The organism is Clostridium sp. UBA3061, assembly GCF_002367465.1.
Classification (GTDB): Bacteria; Bacillota; Clostridia; order Clostridiales; family Clostridiaceae; genus Clostridium_J; species Clostridium_J sulfidigenes.
Genome location: NZ_DFCF01000024.1, coordinates 1 through 22301, shown reverse-complemented (window position 1 = coordinate 22301; position 22301 = coordinate 1). Strand labels below are relative to the sequence as shown.

General features: G+C 29.7%; 20 protein-coding genes and 1 tRNA gene. 20 read left to right on the top strand and 1 reads right to left on the bottom strand.

Annotated features, from left to right (window positions below):
• Positions 1-339 precede the first annotated feature (339 nt).
• From fusA to disA, 11 genes are all read left to right on the top strand, one after another.
• The gene (fusA, locus tag B2P65_RS16455; protein WP_346880521.1) at positions 340-2418 is read left to right on the top strand and encodes an elongation factor G; all 2079 of its coding nucleotides are present in this window, start codon (positions 340-342) and stop codon (positions 2416-2418) included.
• Between the two features lie 223 nt (positions 2419-2641).
• Positions 2642-2878, top strand: coding sequence for a hypothetical protein (locus tag B2P65_RS16450; protein WP_035135200.1), 237 nt, complete (start codon positions 2642-2644; stop codon positions 2876-2878).
• Positions 2838-3026, top strand: a complete 189-nt coding sequence (locus B2P65_RS16445; protein WP_346849271.1) for a hypothetical protein — start codon at positions 2838-2840, stop codon at positions 3024-3026. The genes B2P65_RS16450 and B2P65_RS16445 overlap by 41 nt, the downstream gene beginning before the upstream one ends.
• Positions 3027-3248: 222 nt before the next feature.
• Positions 3249-3887, top strand: coding sequence for a histidine phosphatase family protein (locus tag B2P65_RS16440; protein WP_346849272.1), 639 nt, complete (start codon positions 3249-3251; stop codon positions 3885-3887).
• A 29-nt stretch (positions 3888-3916) separates the two neighbouring features.
• Positions 3917-4651: a TraX family protein gene (locus B2P65_RS16435; protein WP_346849273.1), complete on the top strand. Its 735-nt coding sequence runs from the start codon at positions 3917-3919 to the stop codon at positions 4649-4651.
• 46 nt (positions 4652-4697) lie between these two features.
• On the top strand, positions 4698-5948 hold the full coding sequence (locus B2P65_RS16430; RefSeq protein WP_346849274.1) for an aminopeptidase P family protein: 1251 nt from the start codon (positions 4698-4700) through the stop codon (positions 5946-5948).
• A gap of 172 nt (positions 5949-6120) precedes the next feature.
• Positions 6121-7863 (top strand): ABC transporter ATP-binding protein, encoded by a 1743-nt coding sequence (locus B2P65_RS16425; protein WP_346880520.1) that lies wholly within the window; start codon positions 6121-6123, stop codon positions 7861-7863.
• Between the two features lie 136 nt (positions 7864-7999).
• Positions 8000-8224: a hypothetical protein gene (locus B2P65_RS16420; RefSeq protein WP_035135188.1), complete on the top strand. Its 225-nt coding sequence runs from the start codon at positions 8000-8002 to the stop codon at positions 8222-8224.
• A 139-nt stretch (positions 8225-8363) separates the two neighbouring features.
• A complete protein-coding gene (locus tag B2P65_RS16415) occupies positions 8364-10841 on the top strand; it encodes an ATP-dependent Clp protease ATP-binding subunit (protein WP_346849276.1) in 2478 nt (825 codons plus the stop codon).
• Positions 10842-11050: 209 nt separating this feature from the next.
• Entirely contained in the window at positions 11051-12415 is a 1365-nt protein-coding gene (gene radA, locus B2P65_RS16410) for a DNA repair protein RadA (protein ID WP_346849277.1), read from the top strand.
• A 49-nt stretch (positions 12416-12464) separates the two neighbouring features.
• A complete protein-coding gene (disA, locus tag B2P65_RS16405; RefSeq protein WP_346849278.1) occupies positions 12465-13529 on the top strand; it encodes a DNA integrity scanning diadenylate cyclase DisA in 1065 nt (354 codons plus the stop codon).
• Positions 13530-13559: 30 nt separating this feature from the next.
• Here disA and B2P65_RS16400 read toward each other — a convergent pair whose 3' ends face one another.
• Positions 13560-13988 (bottom strand): hypothetical protein, encoded by a 429-nt coding sequence (locus tag B2P65_RS16400; RefSeq protein WP_035135181.1) that lies wholly within the window; start codon positions 13986-13988, stop codon positions 13560-13562.
• Positions 13989-14346: 358 nt separating this feature from the next.
• Between B2P65_RS16400 and B2P65_RS16395 the strand changes: the two genes are divergently transcribed.
• From B2P65_RS16395 to B2P65_RS16355, 9 genes are all read left to right on the top strand, one after another.
• Positions 14347-15441, top strand: coding sequence for a PIN domain-containing protein (locus B2P65_RS16395; RefSeq protein ID WP_150843588.1), 1095 nt, complete (start codon positions 14347-14349; stop codon positions 15439-15441).
• Between the two features lie 65 nt (positions 15442-15506).
• Complete coding sequence (gene ispD / locus B2P65_RS16390) at positions 15507-16196, top strand: 2-C-methyl-D-erythritol 4-phosphate cytidylyltransferase (RefSeq protein ID WP_346849279.1); 690 nt, start codon at positions 15507-15509, stop codon at positions 16194-16196.
• A 284-nt stretch (positions 16197-16480) separates the two neighbouring features.
• Positions 16481-18193 (top strand): proline--tRNA ligase, encoded by a 1713-nt coding sequence (locus B2P65_RS16385; protein ID WP_346849280.1) that lies wholly within the window; start codon positions 16481-16483, stop codon positions 18191-18193.
• 488 nt (positions 18194-18681) lie between these two features.
• On the top strand, positions 18682-19107 hold the full coding sequence (locus B2P65_RS16380) for a Mini-ribonuclease 3 (protein ID WP_346876253.1): 426 nt from the start codon (positions 18682-18684) through the stop codon (positions 19105-19107).
• Positions 19091-19888 (top strand): FAD-dependent thymidylate synthase, encoded by a 798-nt coding sequence (gene thyX, locus B2P65_RS16375; protein WP_346880522.1) that lies wholly within the window; start codon positions 19091-19093, stop codon positions 19886-19888. The genes B2P65_RS16380 and thyX overlap by 17 nt, the downstream gene beginning before the upstream one ends.
• 226 nt (positions 19889-20114) lie before the next feature.
• Positions 20115-20840, top strand: a complete 726-nt coding sequence (gene rlmB / locus B2P65_RS16370; RefSeq protein WP_346867662.1) for a 23S rRNA (guanosine(2251)-2'-O)-methyltransferase RlmB — start codon at positions 20115-20117, stop codon at positions 20838-20840.
• 19 nt (positions 20841-20859) lie between these two features.
• Positions 20860-21369, top strand: coding sequence for an NYN domain-containing protein (locus B2P65_RS16365; RefSeq protein WP_035135170.1), 510 nt, complete (start codon positions 20860-20862; stop codon positions 21367-21369).
• Between the two features lie 109 nt (positions 21370-21478).
• Positions 21479-22084: an RNA polymerase sporulation sigma factor SigH gene (gene sigH / locus B2P65_RS16360; protein WP_051824237.1), complete on the top strand. Its 606-nt coding sequence runs from the start codon at positions 21479-21481 to the stop codon at positions 22082-22084.
• Positions 22085-22167: 83 nt separating this feature from the next.
• Positions 22168-22243 (top strand) — tRNA-Thr (locus B2P65_RS16355).
• Positions 22244-22301 lie beyond the last annotated feature (58 nt).

Genomic DNA, 22301 nt, shown 5'->3' with positions numbered 1-22301 from the left:
ATCCTCTTCGCGGAGCCATTTCTTATAATTATAAATTTTATGTAGATAATTTTGTTAATTATCTACTTTTTTTATTGTTTAAAAAATAAAATGCTATCACTTCAAAAAAGTACAAACAGTGTTGTTATAAGATATTTTTATAAGGAAAGAATATTAGTTAATTTAAGAAATATAAATAGATATAAAGCTATATTATGGCTTTATTCTATTTATAATTGATTAAATATTATAAATATTCTAACATTTAGAGGAAATTTTGATAATGCATAGAATAAAATATATATTTAATACAATTTTATAAACTTAATACATCCAAATTAAATTTAGGGGGTACGCCTTATGAAAGAGTATAAAATTAATAATTTAAGAAATGTGGGAATAATTGGTCATAGTGGTTCGGGCAAAACAAGTTTGATGGAAAGTTTACTATATTATACTAAAGAGATTGATAGAATTGGAAAAATTGAGGATGGAACTACTGTAAGTGACTATGATGTAGAAGAAAAAAAGCGAGGAATATCTATTTCTACAGCTGTTGCTCATTGTGAATGGAAAGATGTTAAAATTAACTTAGTAGATATGCCAGGTTATTTTGATTTTGAAGGAGAAATAATTGAAGGACTAAGTGCTATCGATATGGCAATGATAACTGTGTGTGGAGTTGCAGGAATTGAGGTAGGAACAGAGAAGGCATGGAATTATGCAGTTGAGCGTAAATTACCGAGAGCTATATTTGTGAACAAATTAGACCGTGAGAATAGTAGCTTTGAAAAAGTTTTAGAGCAATTAAAAAACAAGTTTGGTATGTCTGTTGTGCCTATACAATACCCAATAGGAAAAGAAACAGAACTTAGGGGTATAGTAAATATTATATCTAATAGAGCTAGAATATTTAATCCTAAGACTCATACTATGGAAGAAGGAGAAATCCCAGAGGAGTTAAGAGATAAAGTGGAAGAGTGTAAACAAATGCTCATGGAAGCGGTAGCAGAAACTGATGAAGTTTTGTTAGATAAATATTTTAATGATGGGGAATTAAGTGAAGAAGATATATATCATGGGTTAATCAAAGGGTCATCTACAGGTGATATATGCCCTATAATGTGTGGTTCAGCTATAGCAAGTATAGGAACTGAAACATTATTAGAAGATATAGTAGAATGTTTTCCATCTCCAATAGAGACTAACTTATATATGGCTAAAGATATTAAAAACAATGCATTTATAAATATAAAAATCAATGAAAAAGAACCATTTTCTGCATTGGTATTTAAGACAATAGTTGATCCATTCATTGGTAAGCTATCTATGTTTAGAGTTATAACAGGATCTGCAAAATCAGATACTGTTGTATTCAATTCATCTAAAGAAAAAGACGAAAAACTTGGATCTCTATATTTTATGAAAGGAAAAAAACAATATCCTACTACAGAAATAAAAGCTGGAGATATTGGAGCGGTTTCAAAATTACAATTTACTAGTACTGGAGATACCATATGTGCTTCAAACAGACCTATTGTGTTTAATAGAATGAAATTTCCGTTACCAGTATATTCTAGAGCTGTAATACCTAATACAAAGGGAGATGAAGATAAAATATCAAGTGGACTTTCAAAATTATTGGAAGAAGATCCTACATTCTCAATATCAAGAGATATAGAAAATGCTGAAGTAGTAATTTCAGGTATTGGTACAACACATCTAGAAGTTTTAGTAAGTAAATTGAAAAATAAATTTGGGGCAGATGTAAGTCTTAGAATTCCTAAAACGCCATATAGAGAAACAATCAAAAAAATTGCAGATGTACAGGGAAAACATAAGAAACAGTCAGGTGGACATGGACAATATGGAGATGTAAAGGTTAAATTTGAGCCTAGAAATGATGGTGAAGATGAATTAGAATTTGTTGATGCAGTAGTAGGAGGTGCTGTTCCTAGACAATATATACCAGCTGTAGAGAAGGGGCTTAAAGATTGTATACTTCATGGAGTACTTGCAGGATATCCAGTTATAAGATTAAAGGCAACATTACATGATGGTTCATTCCATCCAGTAGATTCCTCAGAAATGGCATTCAAAATAGCATCTTCTCTAGCTTATAAGAGAGGTCTTCAAGAGGCAAATCCAATTCTTTTAGAACCAATAATGTACCTAGAGATAGATATTCCAGATGATTATATGGGAGATGTTATAGCTGATATAAATAAAAAACGTGGAAGAATACTAGGAATGGAGCCGGGATTAAAGGGACAAAGAATAATTAGTGAAGTACCTCAAGCTGAATTGTATAACTATGCTACTGATTTAAGAAGTATAACAGGTGCTAGAGGAAGCTTTAGAAGTAAATTTGAAAGATATGAAGAAGTTCCAGGTGACTTAGTAGATAAAATTGTATCCGAAAATAAAAAGGAAGCATAAAAATAGTATAAATTTTGTGTAGATATTCTAATTTTATATAAATAGATAAACCTAGTGATAATAGAAATTTTATCACTGGGTTTATTTTTTGTGCAGTGGGTTAATATATAATTAATTACTTTTAGATATTTAATACTTCAAAGAATATATGACTTAAATAATAATGTATAAAAATATATGAACTTTAACAAACTATAAATAATTATATAATAGGGGGTTGTTTATGTCAGACTATAAAATGAATATATATGGACAGATTAGATTAAGCGATTATAGTTCTATACATGACTATATGGGAATAATTGGACCGTTAGATAACTTCCAAATTGAGATGAGCGAAGCCAAAGTAGAAGATGCAAAAGTATTATGTAACATTTTGGAAAGTGATAAATTTGATATAGTTGAGAGAGGAGGAAGAAATGATGGTAAGTACTATATTCATGCCACAAAACGAAGATGAAAAATTATTAAAAGATGAATTTGGAATTGGATCTCATAAAATTGTTGAGCAAAACGATAATCTTATGCTACTAGATGAGTTGTTTCATGATACAAAAGTGTTACCTAATAGAATACAATTAGAGAAATTTGATATTTATAAGGATTAATGTGCTAGTATAATTAGTAGGCTTTAGATAGTATGCAAGTATGTAAGTTTTAAGAGGACTTACTATTTGCATATTTTTTTACTTATATAAAAACCTTAATATTCTTAGATATGAATTCAATGTATAAGCATAGAATTTAAATGTGATATATTTGCATATTTAGATAAGTTATATTAAAATTGGTATATTAATAAGTTTTAATTTAGTGTAGGAGGAGAAGAAGTGACAACAACTGTATATTTAACTCGTCATGGACAAACTCAATGGAATGTAGAAGGGAGGATGCAAGGTTGGAATGACTCTCCTTTAACAGAGCTAGGAGTAAAACAAGCAGAATGGCTTGGAGAGAGATTAAAGGGAATTAATTTAGACAAGATATACTCAAGTTCTAGTGGTAGAGCCTATAAGACAGCAGAAATAATTAATGAAAATAAGAGTGTTGAACTTATAAGTCATGATGGACTAAGAGAATTGAAGTTAGGTAAATTCCAAGGATTGAACCAAGATGAAATAAAGAAAATGTATCCAGAGCAATATTATAATTATTGGAATAAACCAGAAATATATAAACCTGTAGGCGATGGAGAGACCATTGAAGAGCTCATTGAAAGAATTGATAAAGCAATTATGGATATTATAGAAGAAAATACAGGAAAAAGTATTCTTATAGTTACACATACTATGCCTATAAAAGCATTACTTTGTAGTTTAGAAAATATCGATATAAGTAATTTTTGGATGGAGCCATACATAAAGCAGACAAGCCTTACAACTATAGAGTTTGATGATAAAATACATAAGATAGTGCAGTGTGCAGATATATCACACCATGAATATCAAGTGAAAGAATATAATGAATAGAAAGATAATCATTGGGGGATTGTTAAGTTATGGATAGTTTCTCGCTTAAACTATTGGCCTGTGTAACTATGCTAATTGATCATACAGGAGCCATATTTTTTCCAGAGATAATGTTTTTTAGAATCATTGGAAGAGTGGCATTTCCTATATATGCATTTTTAATAACAGAGGGATATAGTAGGACTAAGAATATAAAAAGATATATGTTTAGGCTATTTATTTTAGCTATCATATCACAAATACCTTACATGCTAGCATTTGAGACTAAAGGACTAAATGTATTTTTTACACTTCTTTCAGGAATATTTATTATGATAATACTAGACAAAAAAGTTCATTATTACAAGTTAAAGCATGATATTAAGATATCCAAAGAAGTATTTGATATTTCTATATATATAATTAAATTTGTCATTATATTAGGAATACTATATATCTTAGAGAAATTTCAATCTGATTATGCAATATATGGAGTTTGTATCATATTATGCTTTAAGATGTTTAAAGAGAATTTTAAAAAATTAACTCTTTCTATGATAGGATTGAATTTTTTATATACTATACCATATTTAAAATATTTTATGGAACCATTTGGAGTAAACTTTAGAGTTTTTCTTCAAGCAACTTGCATTAATAGTTTATTTTTTATTTATCATTACAATGGGAGTGAAGGTAAAAAAGTACAATTTCTATTTTATGGGTTTTATCCACTTCACTTATTAGTTTTAGTATATATTAGATATATTATAATATATGGTATATAATAATTATTGGGGTTTATAGAAAATAATGATGAAAAGGGGATTAATTATGAATAAGATTTTTTATGTTACTAACAGAAAAAAGTTAGGGGATGTGCTTTCTCAAAATTCTATAGCTATCTTTTTTGCTGGACAAGCTCCTTATAAGTCCGCAGATGAGACTTATCCATTTACACCAAACAGAAACTTTTATTATTTAACCGGTATTGATGAAGAAAAAGTAATTATGGTGATTATAAATATTAATGGCAAAGTGTCAGAAATGTTATTTATACAAGAGAATGATCCTGTTATGGCTAAATGGGTTGGCGAAACAATAAGTGAAGATAAAGCAAAAGAAGTTTCAGGTATAGAGGATATTAAGTTTTTAAAAGATTTTGAAAGTACTATTGCAAGTTATTTTGATAGATTTAATATTGATAATGTGTATTTAGATTTAGAAAGACAAGAATTTAATATTCCACAAACATCATCTCAAAATTTTGCGGTAGATATTATGAAAAGATATCCATATGTAAGAGTTAAAAATATATATCATGATATAGCTTTACTTAGAACTATAAAAAGAGAAGAAGAAATTGAATTAATTAAAAAAGCTATAGATATAACTTATGAAGGGATAAAAGAAATATGGAGTAATGCTAAACCAGGCATGAAAGAGTATGAAATTGAAGCATATTTTAATTATATTTTAAAGAAAAATGGAGTTAAGGATTTTGCATTTCCAACTATTGCAGCCACTGGAAAGAATGCAACTATACTTCATTATGTAGATAATAATACTAAGACTGAAGATGGAGAGCTTATGCTTTTAGACTTAGGGGCACAATATAAATATTACAATGGGGATATAAGTAGAACTTTTCCTATCAATGGGAAGTTTTCAGAAAGACAAAAAGAAGTATATAATATTGTATTAGAAGCTAATGAAACTGTTATGAAAGCAGTAAAACCAGGAATTACTACTGGTGAATTACAAGACATAACTAAAAGAGTTCTTGCTCAGGGATGTAAGAGAATTGGCCTTATAAAGGAAGACTCAGAGTTAAATAAATACTACTATCATGGTGTAGCACATCCATTAGGATTAGATACCCATGATGTAGGACCGAGAAATATAGAGCTTAAACCAGGTATGATTATTACAGACGAGCCGGGACTTTATATAGAAGAAGAAGGTATAGGTGTTAGAATTGAAGATGATATTCTGGTTACAGAGGATGGTTATGTAAATCTTTCTGCTCATATAATTAAAAGTATAGAAGATATAGAAATGTTTATGAGTAAAAATAATGATTAATTTCTTAGAAGTGAAAGTTTTTTTGTTGAAGATTTATGTAGATTAATTAAAGAGTATTTTAATAAGTTCATAGAGAATTTAAGCTTCAGTAGAAGGAGTTTTTCTGCTGGGGCTTAAAACATGTTTATAGAACAATTTTTTTAATTTTACTAGGAGATATGGAGGAATTTTAATGTTAAAGAGATTTATATCTTATTACAAGCCACACAAAACTCTATTTATAATTGATATGATATGTGCATTTTTAGTAGCAGCCATGGATTTAGTATTTCCTATGTTTACAAATTACCTATTAAAGGATGCAATTCCTAATAAGAATCTAAGAACAATATTAATATTTACAATTGTCTTAGTATTATTGTATGTAGTTAAGCTTATAGCAAATTATATAATAGATTATTGGGGTCATGTAATGGGTGTAAGGCTTCAATATGATATGAGAAAAGAAGTTTTTGCCCATCTACAGACATTACCATTTAGCTATTTTGATGATAATAAGACTGGAAATATTATGTCACGTATTGTTAATGATCTAATGGATATTTCTGAGCTGGCACATCATGGACCGGAAGATGTATTTATTTCAATAATAATGCTTATAGGATCCTTTGGGTTACTATGTGCTATAAATATAAAATTAACATTAATAATATTTGCTTGTATACCTATAATTATAATATTTACGATGACTAAGAGAATGAAAATGTCCAAGGCATTTTATGATGTTAGAAAGAAGATAGCTGTAGTTAATACTAAGCTAGAAAATAGTATATCAGGAATAAGAGTTGCTAAATCTTTTACTAATGAAGAATATGAAATGGAAAAGTTTGATGAAGGAAATACTCAATTTAGAACTAGTAGATCTTCTGCTTATAAATATATGGCAGAGTTCATGTCTGGAATGAGATTTTTTGTAGACATGCTAAATGTAGTTGTTTTAGGGTTTGGAGGTTACTTCGTATATAAAGGGGAATTAGGCGTAATTGATCTATCTACTTATTTTTTATATGTAGCATATTTTATGCAACCAATAAGAAGATTAACATCATTTGTGGAACAATATCAATCAGGTATGTCAGGATTTAAGCGTTTTGTAGAGTTAATGGATACTAAACCAGACATAGTAGATAGTGATAATGCAAGAGAATTTAAAGATGTACAAGGTGAAATTGAGTTTAAAAATGCTACCTTTAAATATGAAGGTAGTGAAGAAATATTATCTAATATAAATTTAAAAATAGAAAAAGGTAAGACTTTAGCATTAGTTGGACCGTCTGGTGGTGGTAAAACAACTATTTGTCATTTAATTCCAAGATTTTACGAACTAAATAAAGGAGAAATTACCATTGATGGAGAAGATATTAAGGACATAACATTAAAGTCCTTGAGAAAAAACATAGGAATAGTACAGCAAGATGTATTTCTATTTACAGGAACTATAAAAGATAATATTCTCTATGGAAATCCTGAAGCTGACGATGATGAGGTTATTGAAGCAGCTAAAAATGCTAATATTCACGATTTTATCATGTCACTACCAGAAGGATATGAAACTTATGTAGGGGAAAGAGGAGTAAAGTTATCTGGGGGTCAAAAGCAAAGAATATCTATTGCAAGAGTATTTTTAAAGAATCCGCCTATATTAATATTAGATGAGGCTACATCAGCTCTTGATAATACTTCAGAGCTTATAATTCAAAAATCTTTAGAAAGGTTATCTAAGGGAAGAACATCTATTATAGTTGCTCATAGACTATCAACTGTTAAAAATGCAGATGAGATTGTAGTATTAACAAATAAGGGAATAGTTGAAAAAGGTGCTCACAAAGAATTGATTAATAGTGGTGAAATTTATGCTAGGTTGTATAACTCACAGTTTAATGGATATTTTAATGATTCGGAATTAGAGTTTTAAAATTATTAATGATATATCTTTAATAATCTAATCATATTATGTTATTTATTTAAGTAAAAATCATATGATAATATGATTTTTACTTAAAATAATCTATTATATGAAATTAAAGTTATTTATAATACTGGAGGAAAAGATGATTAGAAACAAAGAAAATATAGACAAACTATTAAATGATTTAAAGGAGTTTAGCTATGATAAAGATGGTGCTCTTATTGATGTAATTTTAAATGAAAATCTAAATGTTAAAATAAGATGTTATGAAGAAAAATGCATTAAAATAGAGTATTATGATTATGACAATGCTATATCTACTTTATACAAAGATAGAAAATATATAAATAAAGTGCTTTTCCAATAGGGAAGGTACTTTATTTATATACGTTTTCTAAAAATATATTTTAAAAATAATTACAAATTATGGTTTGTCATTGCTGGAATTGGATAGACTAAATATTATAGTATTAGCATTTTGCTATATAGATAAAGGGGTTAGTGTAATGTTTAATAAATATAATGATAGAGCAAGACAAGCATTGATGTATGCTCACGGAGAAGCGAAAAGATTTAGACATGGATATGTAGGCACTGAACATGTATTATTAGGTATTGTGGAAGAGGGCGGCATAGCAGCTAAGGCGCTAGAAAATATGTGTGTTGATGAAATAAAGATTAAAGATAAAATAGAAAAATTAGTTGGCTATGGTGAGGATGAGATATATCCAGAAGAGATATATTTTACTCCTAGAACTAAAAAGCTGATGGAAGTTAGTTTAGTAGAAGCCAGAAATTTAAATGATAAATTTGTATCTCCGGAGCATATATTATTAGCTATACTTAAAGAAGAAGAGGGCGTAGCTTATACAATATTAGATAATTTAGGAACAAACTTCAATGAGTTGCTAGGAATGTTATCCTACAATAAAAAACAATGTGAAATATCATTAAGTAGTAACTCTGACTTTCATGACAGTAGAACTGAAATGAAAATAGAGGAGCCATACAAGTCTAAAAGAAATAAAACTCCAATGATTGATAAGTATGGGAAGGATTTAACTAGATATGCTAGTGAAAATAAGCTTGATCCAGTTATAGGAAGAGAAAGGGATACAGAAAGAGTTTTAGAAATATTATGTAGGAGGCTAAAAAATAATCCATGTTTAATTGGAGATCCTGGAGTGGGCAAGACAGCCATAGTTGAGGGATTAGCACAAAAAATTCAAAGTGATGGTGTACCAGACATGTTATTAAATAAGAGAGTAATAAGTATAGACATGGCTTCTATGGTTGCAGGAGCAAAGTATAGAGGAGAATTTGAAGATAGGTTAAAATCTTTAATGGCTGAAGTTTGTAAGAGTGAGGATATTATTTTATTCATTGATGAAATTCATACTATAGTAGGAGCTGGTGGTGCGGAAGGGGCAATAGATGCTTCTAACATTTTAAAACCTGCCCTTGCAAGAGGTGAGCTTCAATGCATAGGAGCGACAACCGTAGATGAATATAGAAAGTATATTGAAAAGGATTCTGCTTTAGAAAGAAGATTTCAACCAATTATAATTGAAGAACCTTCTAAGGAAGATGCTATCCAAATACTTAAAGGGTTAAAGAATAAGTATGAAGAACATCATTCAATTAGAATTACAGATGAAGCTATAAGTGCAGCAGTAAATTTGTCAGATAGATATATATCAAATAGATACCTACCAGATAAAGCAATAGATCTTTTAGATGAAGCAGGGGCTAAAAGTAGAATAGAAAATTTACAAAGAAATGAAGTTGGAATTTTGGAGCAGAAGCTTAAGAAAAAAATTGAAGAAAAATCACAAGCAATAGATATTCAAGATTTTGAAAAGGCAGCATCCATTAGAGATGAAGAATATGAATTAAGACAACAATTAAACTCTAGAAAAAGAACGTTAGTAGAAAGTAATGAAGAAATCAAGATAACGGTAGATGAGGCAGAGATTGCAAAAGTTTTATCAACATGGACTAAAATACCTTTAGAGAAACTTACATCTAAAGAAACTGATAGATTATTAAATTTAGAGAACATTCTTCATAAAAGAGTTATAGGTCAGGATGAAGCTATTGAAGCTATTGCAAAGGCCATAAGGAGATCAAGGGTAGGACTAAGAGATTGCAAGAGACCTATAGGGAGTTTTATATTTCTAGGACCAACAGGGGTAGGAAAAACTGAATTATCTAAAGCGCTTGCAGAAACTATGTTTGATGATGAAAATTCAATAATTAGAATAGATATGACGGAATATATGGAGAAACACTCTGTATCAAAGCTAATTGGTTCACCACCAGGTTATATAGGGTTTAATGAAGGAGGTCAATTAACAGAGAAAGTTAGGAGAAGTCCATATTCGGTAATACTATTTGATGAACTAGAAAAGGCACATGAAGATATATTTAATATTTTACTTCAGGTACTGGAAGATGGAAGACTTACTGATTCTAAGGGAAGGGTTGTAGATTTTAGGAATACTATAATTATAATGACTTCTAATGCAGGAGCATCTACTATAAAAAAACACCGTTCTATAGGATTTGAAAGATTATCTGATGATAAAAATTGTGATAATGAATATAAAAATATGAAAGAAATTATACTTGGCGAAATAAAGAATATCTTTAAGCCAGAACTTTTAAATAGAATTGACGATATAGTAGTGTTTCATAAACTTAAAGATGAACACATAATTAAAATTGTTGATATAATCACAAATAATCTATGTGAAAGAGCTAAGCAAAATGATATTATATTAAGATTTACAGATGAAGCTAAAACATTCATAAGTAAACAAAAAAGAGATAAAGAGTACGGAGCTAGACCCTTAAGAAGAATTATAACTGATATGATTGAGGATAGACTATCTGATGAGATTCTTAAAGGAAATTTCAAAAAGAGTGATATCATACAAATAACAGTTGAAAAAGACGAGTTGAAGTTTATTAAGTGTAGCTAATTACTTCATTGTGTTTAAACAAAAATGGGTATATAATTATGATAGATATAATACCATATATTTTTAACCACTTTATATAAGTGGTTTTTTTATAGTTAAGAACAATATAATTTACTATATAAAATAATGGTTAAACTCATAGTATAATAAGTATTTTAATTAACTGTTAAGAAATAATAAATTAATATAAAAAATTTAAGGAGCAGATTATGGCAAAGATTAAAAAAGTATATATATGTAATGAGTGTGGCTATGAAGCTCCAAAGTGGTATGGAAAATGTCCTGGATGTAATAGCTGGAACACTATGGGAGAAGAAGTTAAAAGTGAAGCAGTAACTACTTTTAAAAGGTCAGTTACTATGTCTTCTGGAAATAAGCCAAAGAATATTACGGATGTAAAATCCAGTGAATATGAAAGGTTAGATACAGGAATTGGGGAATTAAATAGGGTTGTAGGTGGTGGACTTGTAAAGGGATCATTAACTTTAATATCTGGAGATCCTGGTATTGGTAAGTCTACTATATTGCTACAGAGTGCCAGTAATATTTCACTGAAGTATGGAAAAGTTCTGTATGTATCTGGAGAAGAGTCAGAAGAGCAAATAAAAATGAGAGCAGAACGTCTGAAAGCTACAGGAAAAGAACTTTATGTGGTATCGGAAACCAACATAGATATTATAGAAGAGCATATAACTGAAATGGAGCCAAAGTTTATAATAATAGATTCTATTCAAACATTATATAAACCAACTATTTCTTCTGCTCCAGGGAGTGTATCTCAGGTAAGAGAATGTACTAATGATTTAATGAGAATAGGAAAGACAAAGAATATTCCATTATTTATTGTTGCCCATGTAACTAAACAAGGAGAATTGGCTGGACCAAGAGTTCTTGAACATATGGTGGATACAGTTCTATATTTTGAGGGAGAGCGAACACAAGAGTTTAGAATATTAAGAACCATAAAAAATCGTTTTGGAACTACTAGTGAAATTGGTGTGTTTGAAATGAGAGAAAGTGGTCTTGAGGAAGTAAATGATGCATCTTCAGTATTTTTGCAAGAAAAATCTATGCAACAGGAAGGATCAGTAGTCATTGGGATAGTTGAAGGAACTAGACCTATTTTAGTAGAAATTCAAGCCTTAGCAAGTGAAACTAAAGCTCCGATGCCACGTAGAACTGCAGTAGGCGTTGATAACCAGAGATTAAGTTTGATATTAGCGGTATTAGAAAAAAAATTAAGAGTTCCTTTTTATAACAGTGATGTGTATGTTAACGTGGTAGGTGGACTTAACATTGACGGTACATATGGAGATTTAGGAATAGTTTTAGCGTTAATATCTAGTGTCAAAGCAAAGGAAATTAAAATAGAAAATTTATTAATTATAGGAGAAGTAGGGTTAACTGGAGAAGTTAGGCCTATAGCTCATGCAGAAAAAATTATAAATGAAGCAATAAAGATGGGCTTTACTAGTATAATACTACCCAATAAAAATAAAGCAAAAATAACTAATAAGGGAATAAATTTAATTGGAGTGGATACAGTTAGAGAAGCAGTGTCAAAGATTTTTTAATAATATATAAGAGAACAGTAAAGTGTTAAATTAATAATGGAGGAAAATAATGAGGGAACAAGAGCAAAAAGAACTTATGGAAATACTAAAAATTATGTCCCCGGGAACCCTACTGAGGGAAGGATTAGATAATATATTAAGAGCTAAAACTGGAGGATTAATAGTATTAAGTGATAGTAATGCCATATTAGATATGGTAGATGGAGGATTTTCAATAAAATCAGAATATACTCCAGCATATATATATGAACTAGCAAAGATGGATGGAGCTATAGTTATAAGTAGTGACTTAAAGAGGATATTATACGCTAATACACAGTTGATGCCAAATCCATCTATAACTACTCAAGAAACTGGAACTAGACATAGAACAGCTCAAAGAGTTGCAAAGGAAACTGGTGATATAGTAGTAGCAATATCTCAAAGAAGGAATATAATCACTGTATATAAAGATGATATAAAATATGTCCTTAGAGAAAGTAGTGATGTATTAGCTAAGGCTAATCAAGCTATTCAAACCTTAGAAAAATATCAGTTAGTTTTAGAAAGAGTAATAAGTAATCTAAACTTACTGGAGTTACAAGATTTATCGACCCTTTTAGATGTAGTCACAGCAATACAGAGAAATGAAATGGTTATGAGAATAGTTTGTGAGATAGAAACGTACATATGTGAATTGGGGAATGAAGGTAGACTTATATCTATGCAATTAGGAGAATTAATCAAGGGCGTTGAACAAGAGGGAGTATTTCTTGTGAGAGACTATTGTAGTGATGCTGAAAGATATCTTGATGTTTATAGGAATATAGAAAAGTTATCAGCTATAGAGTTATTGGATCTTGATATGATAGCTAAGGTATTAGGATATGGTGGTGTTCCTTTAGTGGATAATTTAATATCTACAAAAGGATATAGAATATTAAATAAAATACCTAGATTACCATCGGCAATTATAGAAAATCTAATAAAACATTTCGGAGAACTTCAAGTGGTAATGAAAGCATCTTATGATGAATTAGATTTAGTTGATGGGGTAGGAGAAGCAAGAGCTAAAACCATTAAAAATGGTCTAAGAAGATTAAAAGAGCAATTTATATTAGATAAACAAATATAGCACAAAGCAATTAAGTTTGTGCTATATTTGCTATCTTAAATTAATTTTATCGAAGGTAGTTATGTTTTTGTATTCAGTTAGAAGTACATCATATAAGTTTATATCTAAACTATTGCATAAGGAAGTTATATAGAATAAGTGATTGCCTATTTCTCGTTCGATGATTTTACGGCAATTATCACATAGCTCTCCTTGTATATGAGAACTAAGAGGTATTTCTAAATCATCTAAGGTTAATTTATCTATGGTGTTTTCCTTATCATCGTTCAATGAATAATTTATACCCTGTTTTTCAGCTTTAATTTTAACACAACCGCAACTAGTAACAGCTTTTACTACGGATCTGTTAACTCTACTTTCAGATTCCTGCAATTTGCTTAGTATGTCAAGTATACTTTTATGTCTTAATAAAGAACTATCTACAGAATTTTGAAATTCATCAAATATTAGATCCTTCATAACTTTCACTCCTTTATAAATAAAGTTACTTACTTGGAATACCTTTATTTATATAATATATCAATATTACTATTATTCATAGGGGGTAATTTTACTGTTAACAATTTATTTTATGTGAAGAAGTAGAAAATGTGAGTATTGACAAATATTTTTATATTGAAAATTATTTGTTAATTATTAATTGAGAATATCAAATATTTTAAATGTTAATATTATATACAGTTAATCAAATTTTAGTTAATATTCTAATAATCCATTGAAATGTATTTAATGATAATATATATTTAATTTAGTAGGATATTATGGAGAAAATTTGTAAATAATCACAATATAGGTTAAAAATTAAGGAGGTGCTGTGGTGTTAAAGAAAATATTAAGGGCTTTGTTTACCTTAATAGGAGGAACATTAGGATATGTTTTAGGTGCATGGGGAAATTCTACGGAACTTTTACCTAAGTTAGGAATAAACAATACAGGTTTTATTTCAATAATATTTGTTGTATTATGTATTATTTTTATTGGACTTATATTTTATTTTATTTCACCTTTTATAAACTCAGGAATTGTTAAAGCTATGGAATACTTAGAAAGGTCTGCTCAAAAGATTCCAATAGTAGATATTGTATTTGCAGGTATAGGAGCTTTAATTGGACTTATAATATCAGTATTATTATCTACACTTATTAGAGTGGATTCGATAATAATAACCATAATATCTGTAATTGTTACGGTAATAATTACTGTTTTATTTGCAGATATATGCGTAAGAAAAAAAGATGAAATTATACATGTGTTTACAAGCTTTAAAAAGCCTGGAGCTAATAAGGATTCTAAGATAAAGAATGTTGGAGATAAGTTAAGCCCTAAGGTGTTAGACACATCAGTAATAATTGATGGAAGAATATTTGATATATGTCAAAGTGGTTTTATTGAAAGTACTTTAGTAATTCCTACTTTTGTTTTAGATGAGCTTAGACATATTGCGGATTCTTCAGATTCTTTAAAAAGGACAAAAGGAAGAAGAGGATTAGATATACTTAATAAAATACAGAAAGAGTTAAGTATAGATGTAGAAATATGGGAAGGCGATTTTGAAGATATTAAGGAAGTAGATGTTAAATTACTTAAACTTGCTCAAGTATTGAATGGAAAGGTAATTACTAATGATTATAACTTAAATAAAGTTGCAGAACTTCAGGGAGTACCTGTATTAAATATTAATGAGTTAGCAAATGCTGTAAAACCTGTTTTATTACCAGGAGAAGTTATGAAAACACAGGTAATTAAAGATGGAAAAGAGTCAGGTCAAGGGGTTGCATATTTAGATGATGGAACTATGATTGTCATTGAAGAAGGTAGAAAATATATTGGTGAAAATATATTTGTAGTAGTTACTTCAGTACTTCAAACAGCAGCAGGAAGAATGATATTTGCAAAACCAAAGGAACAATAGTTTTTTATTAAGAAAAATTAAGCGCTAATTTATGATTAGTTTAAGGTTAATTTATTGGAGGAATTATGAGAAAAAATACAGCGATAATATTGGCTGCAGGACAAGGGAAAAGAATGGGATCAAATGTAAACAAGCAGTTTTTGACTTTGGCAGAAAAACCAGTATTATATCATACTATAAGGGCTTTTTCTGACAATAAAAATATAGATGATATTATAGTTCTGTGTGCAGAAGATGAGATGGAGTATTGTAAAAAGAATATAATTGAAAAATATGACCTTAAAAAAGTTAGAGCTTTAGTAAAAGGTGGTAAGGAAAGACAAGACTCTGTATACAATGGATTAAAGGCAATAGAACCTTGTGACATAGTATTAATCCACGATGGAGCTAGACCATTTGTTACTGAGAATATAATAAATGATGGCATTAAGAATGCTGAAAAATATGGTGCATGTACTTGTGGAGTTAAATCAAAGGACACTATAAAAATTAAGGATAAAGAAGGGTTTGCCAAGGAAACCTTAAATAGAGAGGATGCTTTTATAGTTCAAACCCCTCAGTGTTTTAAGTATGATATTATATTATTCTGCCATGAAAAATTAAGAAAGACTAAAGAGCAAGTTACTGATGATGCTATGGTTGTTGAAAAATTTGATAGAAAAGTATATCTTTATGAGGGTAGTTATTTAAATATAAAGCTTACAACTCCAGAAGATATGATAATTGGAGAAAATATTTTAAAAAATAAAATATAAATATGTAGGCAATATTTAAATATGTATGATATAATGATATTTATTAAAATTTAATATTAATATGTGATGAGGAAGAATAGTAGAAACATACCCACAGAGAGAAAATTCACCGGCTGAAAGATTTTCACACGTTTTGAACCTGCTTCTGAGCAGTAGTTTTAACTACCGGCATGAGCCGTTATAAAATGAAGTATAAATTTTAGGTGGTACCGCGATAGAATTCGCCCTAATTAGGGTGGGTTCTATTTTTTTATTAATAAATATAATTACGAGGTGAATGGAAGATGAAGTTATCAAAGATGTTAATAAGTACACTAAGAGAAGTTCCAGGTGAAGCAGAGATAGCAAGCCATCAACTTATGTTAAGAGCTGGAATGATAAGAAAATCAGCTACAGGAATATACACTTTCATGCCAAATGGAGTTAGAGTGTTAAAAAATGTAGAAAATATAGTTAGAGAAGAAATGGATAGAGCAGGTGCTCAAGAATTTTTAGCTTCTGCACTTATACCAGCAAATCTATGGCAAGAATCTGGAAGATGGGATGTAATGGGATCAGAGATGATTAGGCTTAAAGATCGAAATGGAAGAGATTTTTGTCTTGGACCAACCCATGAAGAAGTATTTACAGATTTAGCGAGAAATGAAATTAAATCTTATAAACAATTACCATTAAATCTTTATCAAATTCAAACCAAATATAGAGATGAGAGAAGACCTAGATTTGGAGTTATGAGGTCAAGAGAATTCATAATGAAAGATGCATATAGTTTTGATAAAGATAATGAAGGATTAGATATATCTTACATGAAGATGTATGAAGCATATAATAAGATATTTACTAGATGTGATTTAGAATTTAGCGCTGTTGAAGCAGATTCAGGAGCTATGGGAGGATCAGGTTCAGCAGAGTTTATGGTTAAATCTGATATAGGAGAGGATGAAATAGCTTTCTGTACTGGTTGTAATTATGCCGCGAATACAGAAAAGGCTACATCTAAACTGGAAGATGCAGAGAAAGAAGAAGAAAAGGAATTAAAGAAGATAGCAACTCCAGATGTAAGAACTATAGAAGAGTTAGTAACTTTCTTTAATACTAGTAACAAGAAGTTTGCAAAGACTCTAATATATAAAGCTGATGGCAAAGTTGTGGCAGTAATGGTTAGAGGAGATAGAAGCTTAAATGAAACTAAGGTTTCTAATGCATTAGGTGGAATTATGGAATTAGAAATGGCAGATGCAGAAACTGTCTTAAAGGCTACATCAGCAGAAATAGGATTTGCTGGTCCAATTGGATTACAAGTAGATACACTACTTGTAGATGAAGAAGTTACTAGAATGAGTAATTTTATAGTTGGAGCTAATGATACAGGATATCACTATGAAAATGTAAATTATGAAAGAGATTTTAACGGCATAGTAGGAGATTATAAACTCGTAGCAGAGGGGGATATGTGTCCTAAGTGTGGAAGCCCAATAAATATTAGAAGAGGGGTAGAGGTTGGACATATATTTAAGCTTGGAACTAAGTATTCAGAATCTATGGGAGCTAACTATTTAGATGAAAATGGTAAAGAGAAACCTCTAGTAATGGGATGTTATGGAATTGGTATTAATAGGACTGTAGCAGCTATAATTGAACAGCATCATGATGAAAATGGAATCCTTTGGCCAATGGCTGTTGCTCCATATAAAGTAATAGTAACGCCTGCTAATGTTAAAAATGAAGAACAAATGAATAGAGCGGAGAAAATCTATGAGGATCTTAAAACTAAAGGAGTAGATGTACTTTTAGATGATAGAAATGAAAGAGTTGGAGTTAAGTTTAAGGATGCTGACTTAATTGGAATTCCAATAAGAGTAACAGTAGGTAAAAAAGTAGTTGAAGATATAGTTGAATTTAAGTTAAGAAAAAATCAAGATATTGAAGAAGTAAATATAGAAGATGTAGTAGACAGAATAGAAAAAGAGTTTATAGCAAATAATTTAAAATTTTAATCATTTGCTATAAAGTAAATTATTTCATTGTAAGTAAATAGGACTGTATTAATAAAATATAGTCCTATTTTACTATAATTTTTAATATTGGTTTCTAGAAGGCCATGTGGTTAATCAAAGTAATAAAATTTAAAGAGAATTTATATTTTCATATAATATATATTCAACTATATAAATATGTTAATAGGAAACTATATAAATATATAACTAGTTGTTGTGGACTCAAGGGGTTCAGAGATTTTGTTATTTTAAAAGAAATGAAAATAGCCAATGATATTCTATCACTGTAATTTTCAATAGGGCCTATTAGAAATAGAAGAAAAAGATGAAGACAGTGAATAATTAGGGTTATTAATAACTATATTTTTTAATAATTCATTAATAAGAATTGTGTTAGGGAAAAGTTAGATTTGACTATGAAATCTTGAAAATATATAATTATTATGTTTAATTATTATAATAGGATTTATCTCATTAAGGAGAAAAATATGGAATTTGATTTATTGAAAGAAAAATTTAGTGCAAAAGAAGCACATTTAATAAACCCATTAACTCTTGCATTTATAGGTGATGCTGTGTATGAAGTGTTTATAAGAACCTATTTATTAGGGGAAAATAAATCATTGAAAGTACAGCAGTTGCATTTAAAAACTGTTAATTTTGTCAAAGCAAAATCACAGAGTAATTATGCAAAATTAATTTTAGATGTGTTTGACGAAGAGGAAATGTCAGTTTTTAAGAGAGGAAGAAATACTAAATCTAGTGCTCCTAAGAACGCAGATGTTGGTGATTATAGATGGGCAACAGGATTTGAAGCTGTAATAGGATATTTGTACATTTCAGGAAAGAATGACAGATTAAATTATTTGCTTAATAAAATTATTGAAATGAGTGATAATAATGATAAAAGTTAAACTTATGGAGTTTACTCCAAATCCAGAAAAAGTAGTAGCTGCAGCAGCTAAATTATGTTATAGTTCAGTAGGAATTGAGGAAATAACAGAAGGGTTAGATGAAGAAACTACAAGTAAATTTATAAAAATGTTGAATAGTTATGGTCATAACTCTCCAGTTGAACATGTAAGCTTTACTTTTGGTATTGAGGGCGTATCCAGAAGCTTAACACATCAATTGGTTAGACATAGAGTTGCTTCTTATTCTCAGCAAAGTCAAAGATATGTTAAGTTAGATGCTTTTGAATATATAATTCCACCATCTATAGAAAAAGATGAGAAGTGTAAGGCTATCTTCGTAGAGGCGATGAAAAAAGATCAGGAAGACTATGATAAATTAGTTGAAGTGCTTAAAGCTTCTAATTTAGATGTATATATTAATGAACATAAAGCAAGAAAAAAATGTGAAGAAATCACAGAAAAAGAGATGAAATCATTAAAGTCCAAAGCAGAAAAAAGTGCTATTGAGGATGCTAGATATATATTTCCTAATGCATGTGCAACTAAAATTGTAGTTACAATGAATGCTAGAGAGCTTATGCATTTCTTTAGTCATAGATGCTGTATGAGAGCTCAATGGGAAATAAGGGATTTAGCAGATGCTATGCTTAAGGAAGTAAAAAAAGTAGCACCAAATTTATTTGAAGGATGCGGTCCTAGTTGTGTAAAGGAAAGTTGTTCAGAAGGAGCTATGACTTGTGGTAAGGCTATAGAAATAAGAAATAAGTACTTATCTATATAAAATGTAAATTGATATAGAAATAGATGATAGGAGTGATATAAGGATGGAAGATAAAAGACAAGGTAGTAAAAATGCTAGACCTAAACGTATAGGGAAAAATAGAAGAGATAATAATAGATTTGTAGGTGATGTAAATAGTGAAAGAAGAAATAATCAATTCTACAGAAATGAAAACATACAAAGCAATATAAAAGTTGAAAATTTCAATGCAACCTCAAGAGAAGATATGATTGAAGGTAGAAATGCGGTTATTGAAGCTCTAAAATCTGATAGAACAATAGAATATATAATGATAGCACAAGGAGATACTAAAGGATCCATAAGTGTAATTACAGCATTAGCTAAAGAAAAATCTGTAGTAGTTAAATATGTGGATAGAGCAAAACTAGATGGTATAAGTGAAACCGCTGCACATCAAGGGGTAATTGCAATAGTAACTCCATACAATTATTGTGGTATAGTAGATATAATTAATAACGCTAAGGAAAAAGGGGAAGATCCCTTTATATTAGTATTAGATGAAATTGAAGATCCTCATAATTTTGGGTCCATAATAAGAATAGCAGAAGTTTGTGGAGTACATGGGATAATAATTCCAAAAAGAAAAAATGTAGGAGTTACACCTACTGTTTATAAAACTTCAGCTGGGGCTACGGAATACATAAAAATTGCTAAAGTTACAAATATAAATGTAGCTATAGATGAACTAAAGGAATCTGGGATATGGGTATATGGAGCAGATATGCATGGGACCCAATACTGCTATGATTCGGACTTAAAAGGACCTATAGCTTTAGTTATAGGAAGTGAAGGAAAAGGTATTTCAAAGCTAACTAAATCAAAGTGCGATGTGTTGGTTAAAATACCTATGGTAGGAAAGGTTAATTCATTAAATGCATCAGTAGCATGTGGAATGATAGCATATGAAATATTAAAACAAAGATTGAAATAGAAGTAAATGGGGTATAGAGTTGAAGCAAATTTTTGTGGATGGGTATAATGTAATTAATAGCTGGCCAGAATTAAATACTATAAAGGACTATAGTTACGAAGCTGCAAGAAATAAGCTTATTGACTTACTTCTTAACTATGCAGCCTTTAAAGGGTGCAGAATAACACTAGTATTTGATGCACATATGGTAAAGGGAAGTATAGAAAAAAAGGATAGAAAAGGAAATTTGACTATAGTTTTTACAAAGCATGATGAAACTGCGGATAGTTATATAGAGAGGACTGTAAATCATATAGGGAGAAAATCAGAGGTCTATGTTGTAACATCTGATTCTTTAGAGCAACAGTTAATATTTCAAAGAGGTGCTAATAGAGTATCATCTATAGAGTTTTACAGTTGGATTGAGGAAACAAACAGAAAGATATCTAGGCAGTGTGAGAACAAGAGTTTTCATAATAGAAATCTTTTTGAGGAGGCCATAGATAAAGAAGTGGCAGAAAAGCTAGAAAAGATAAGAAGAAGTAGATAATATATCTTGACTATCTAAATTTTGTTAATGTATAATTCTAGTTAGGGTCATTTATGCTTTGGGGGGGATATTGTTGGGAAATACAAGTGGCAATGATGAGTTAAACTCCATGTTTACGGGTAAAAAAGATGAAGATATAGTAGCTCTGGCTAAGACGGGAAACAATAGAGCCCTAGAATATCTTCTTTGTAAATATCAGAACTTTGTGAAAGCTAAAGCAAAATCATATTTTTTGATTGGTGCTGATAAAGAAGATATATATCAAGAAGGTATGATTGGTTTATTTAAAGCTATAAGAGATTTTAAGGATGATAAGTTAGCATCTTTTAAGGTTTTTGCAGAATTGTGCATAACAAGACAGATAATCACTGCTGTAAAAACTGCCACAAGACAAAAACATATTCCACTAAATACTTATATATCACTGAATAAGCCTATATATGACGAAGAATCAGATAGAACTCTATTAGATATATTATCAGGTATAAGGGTATCTGATCCCGAAGAATTGATAATAGATAGAGAAGAGATGGAGAACATAGAAAGTAAGATACAAGAAGTATTGTCAGGCTTAGAAATGGAAGTTTTGAATTCTTATCTTGATGGTAAATCTTATCAAGAAATTGCCAGCGATTTAGATAGGCAAGCAAAATCTATTGATAATGCACTTCAGAGAGTAAAACGTAAACTTGAAAAGTGTTTAGAACAAAGATGAAATCGTATTGACAAACAAAAAAAAATCATTTATAATAAGGAACTGACAAAAATATTTTAAAATAAATACATTATGTATTGAATGCTCATATAGCTCAGTAGGTAGAGCGTCACCTTGGTAAGGTGGAGGTCACCGGTTCAATCCCGGTTATGAGCTCCAGTTATTTTGCAACACACGTGGATAAGTTTACATTAAAAAAGTGAAAATAAAAATGTTT

Coding starts and splice junctions, on each gene's coding strand:
- fusA (WP_346880521.1), top strand. CDS start 340: ATGAAAGAGTATAAAATTAATAATTTAAGAAATGTGGGAATAATTGGT.
- B2P65_RS16450 (WP_035135200.1), top strand. CDS start 2,642: ATGTCAGACTATAAAATGAATATATATGGACAGATTAGATTAAGCGAT.
- B2P65_RS16445 (WP_346849271.1), top strand. CDS start 2,838: ATGATGGTAAGTACTATATTCATGCCACAAAACGAAGATGAAAAATTA.
- B2P65_RS16435 (WP_346849273.1), top strand. CDS start 3,917: ATGGATAGTTTCTCGCTTAAACTATTGGCCTGTGTAACTATGCTAATT.
- B2P65_RS16430 (WP_346849274.1), top strand. CDS start 4,698: ATGAATAAGATTTTTTATGTTACTAACAGAAAAAAGTTAGGGGATGTG.
- B2P65_RS16425 (WP_346880520.1), top strand. CDS start 6,121: ATGTTAAAGAGATTTATATCTTATTACAAGCCACACAAAACTCTATTT.
- B2P65_RS16420 (WP_035135188.1), top strand. CDS start 8,000: ATGATTAGAAACAAAGAAAATATAGACAAACTATTAAATGATTTAAAG.
- B2P65_RS16415 (WP_346849276.1), top strand. CDS start 8,364: ATGTTTAATAAATATAATGATAGAGCAAGACAAGCATTGATGTATGCT.
- radA (WP_346849277.1), top strand. CDS start 11,051: ATGGCAAAGATTAAAAAAGTATATATATGTAATGAGTGTGGCTATGAA.
- disA (WP_346849278.1), top strand. CDS start 12,465: ATGAGGGAACAAGAGCAAAAAGAACTTATGGAAATACTAAAAATTATG.
- B2P65_RS16400 (WP_035135181.1), bottom strand. CDS start 13,988: ATGAAGGATCTAATATTTGATGAATTTCAAAATTCTGTAGATAGTTCT.
- ispD (WP_346849279.1), top strand. CDS start 15,507: ATGAGAAAAAATACAGCGATAATATTGGCTGCAGGACAAGGGAAAAGA.
- B2P65_RS16385 (WP_346849280.1), top strand. CDS start 16,481: ATGAAGTTATCAAAGATGTTAATAAGTACACTAAGAGAAGTTCCAGGT.
- B2P65_RS16380 (WP_346876253.1), top strand. CDS start 18,682: ATGGAATTTGATTTATTGAAAGAAAAATTTAGTGCAAAAGAAGCACAT.
- rlmB (WP_346867662.1), top strand. CDS start 20,115: ATGATTGAAGGTAGAAATGCGGTTATTGAAGCTCTAAAATCTGATAGA.
- sigH (WP_051824237.1), top strand. CDS start 21,479: ATGTTTACGGGTAAAAAAGATGAAGATATAGTAGCTCTGGCTAAGACG.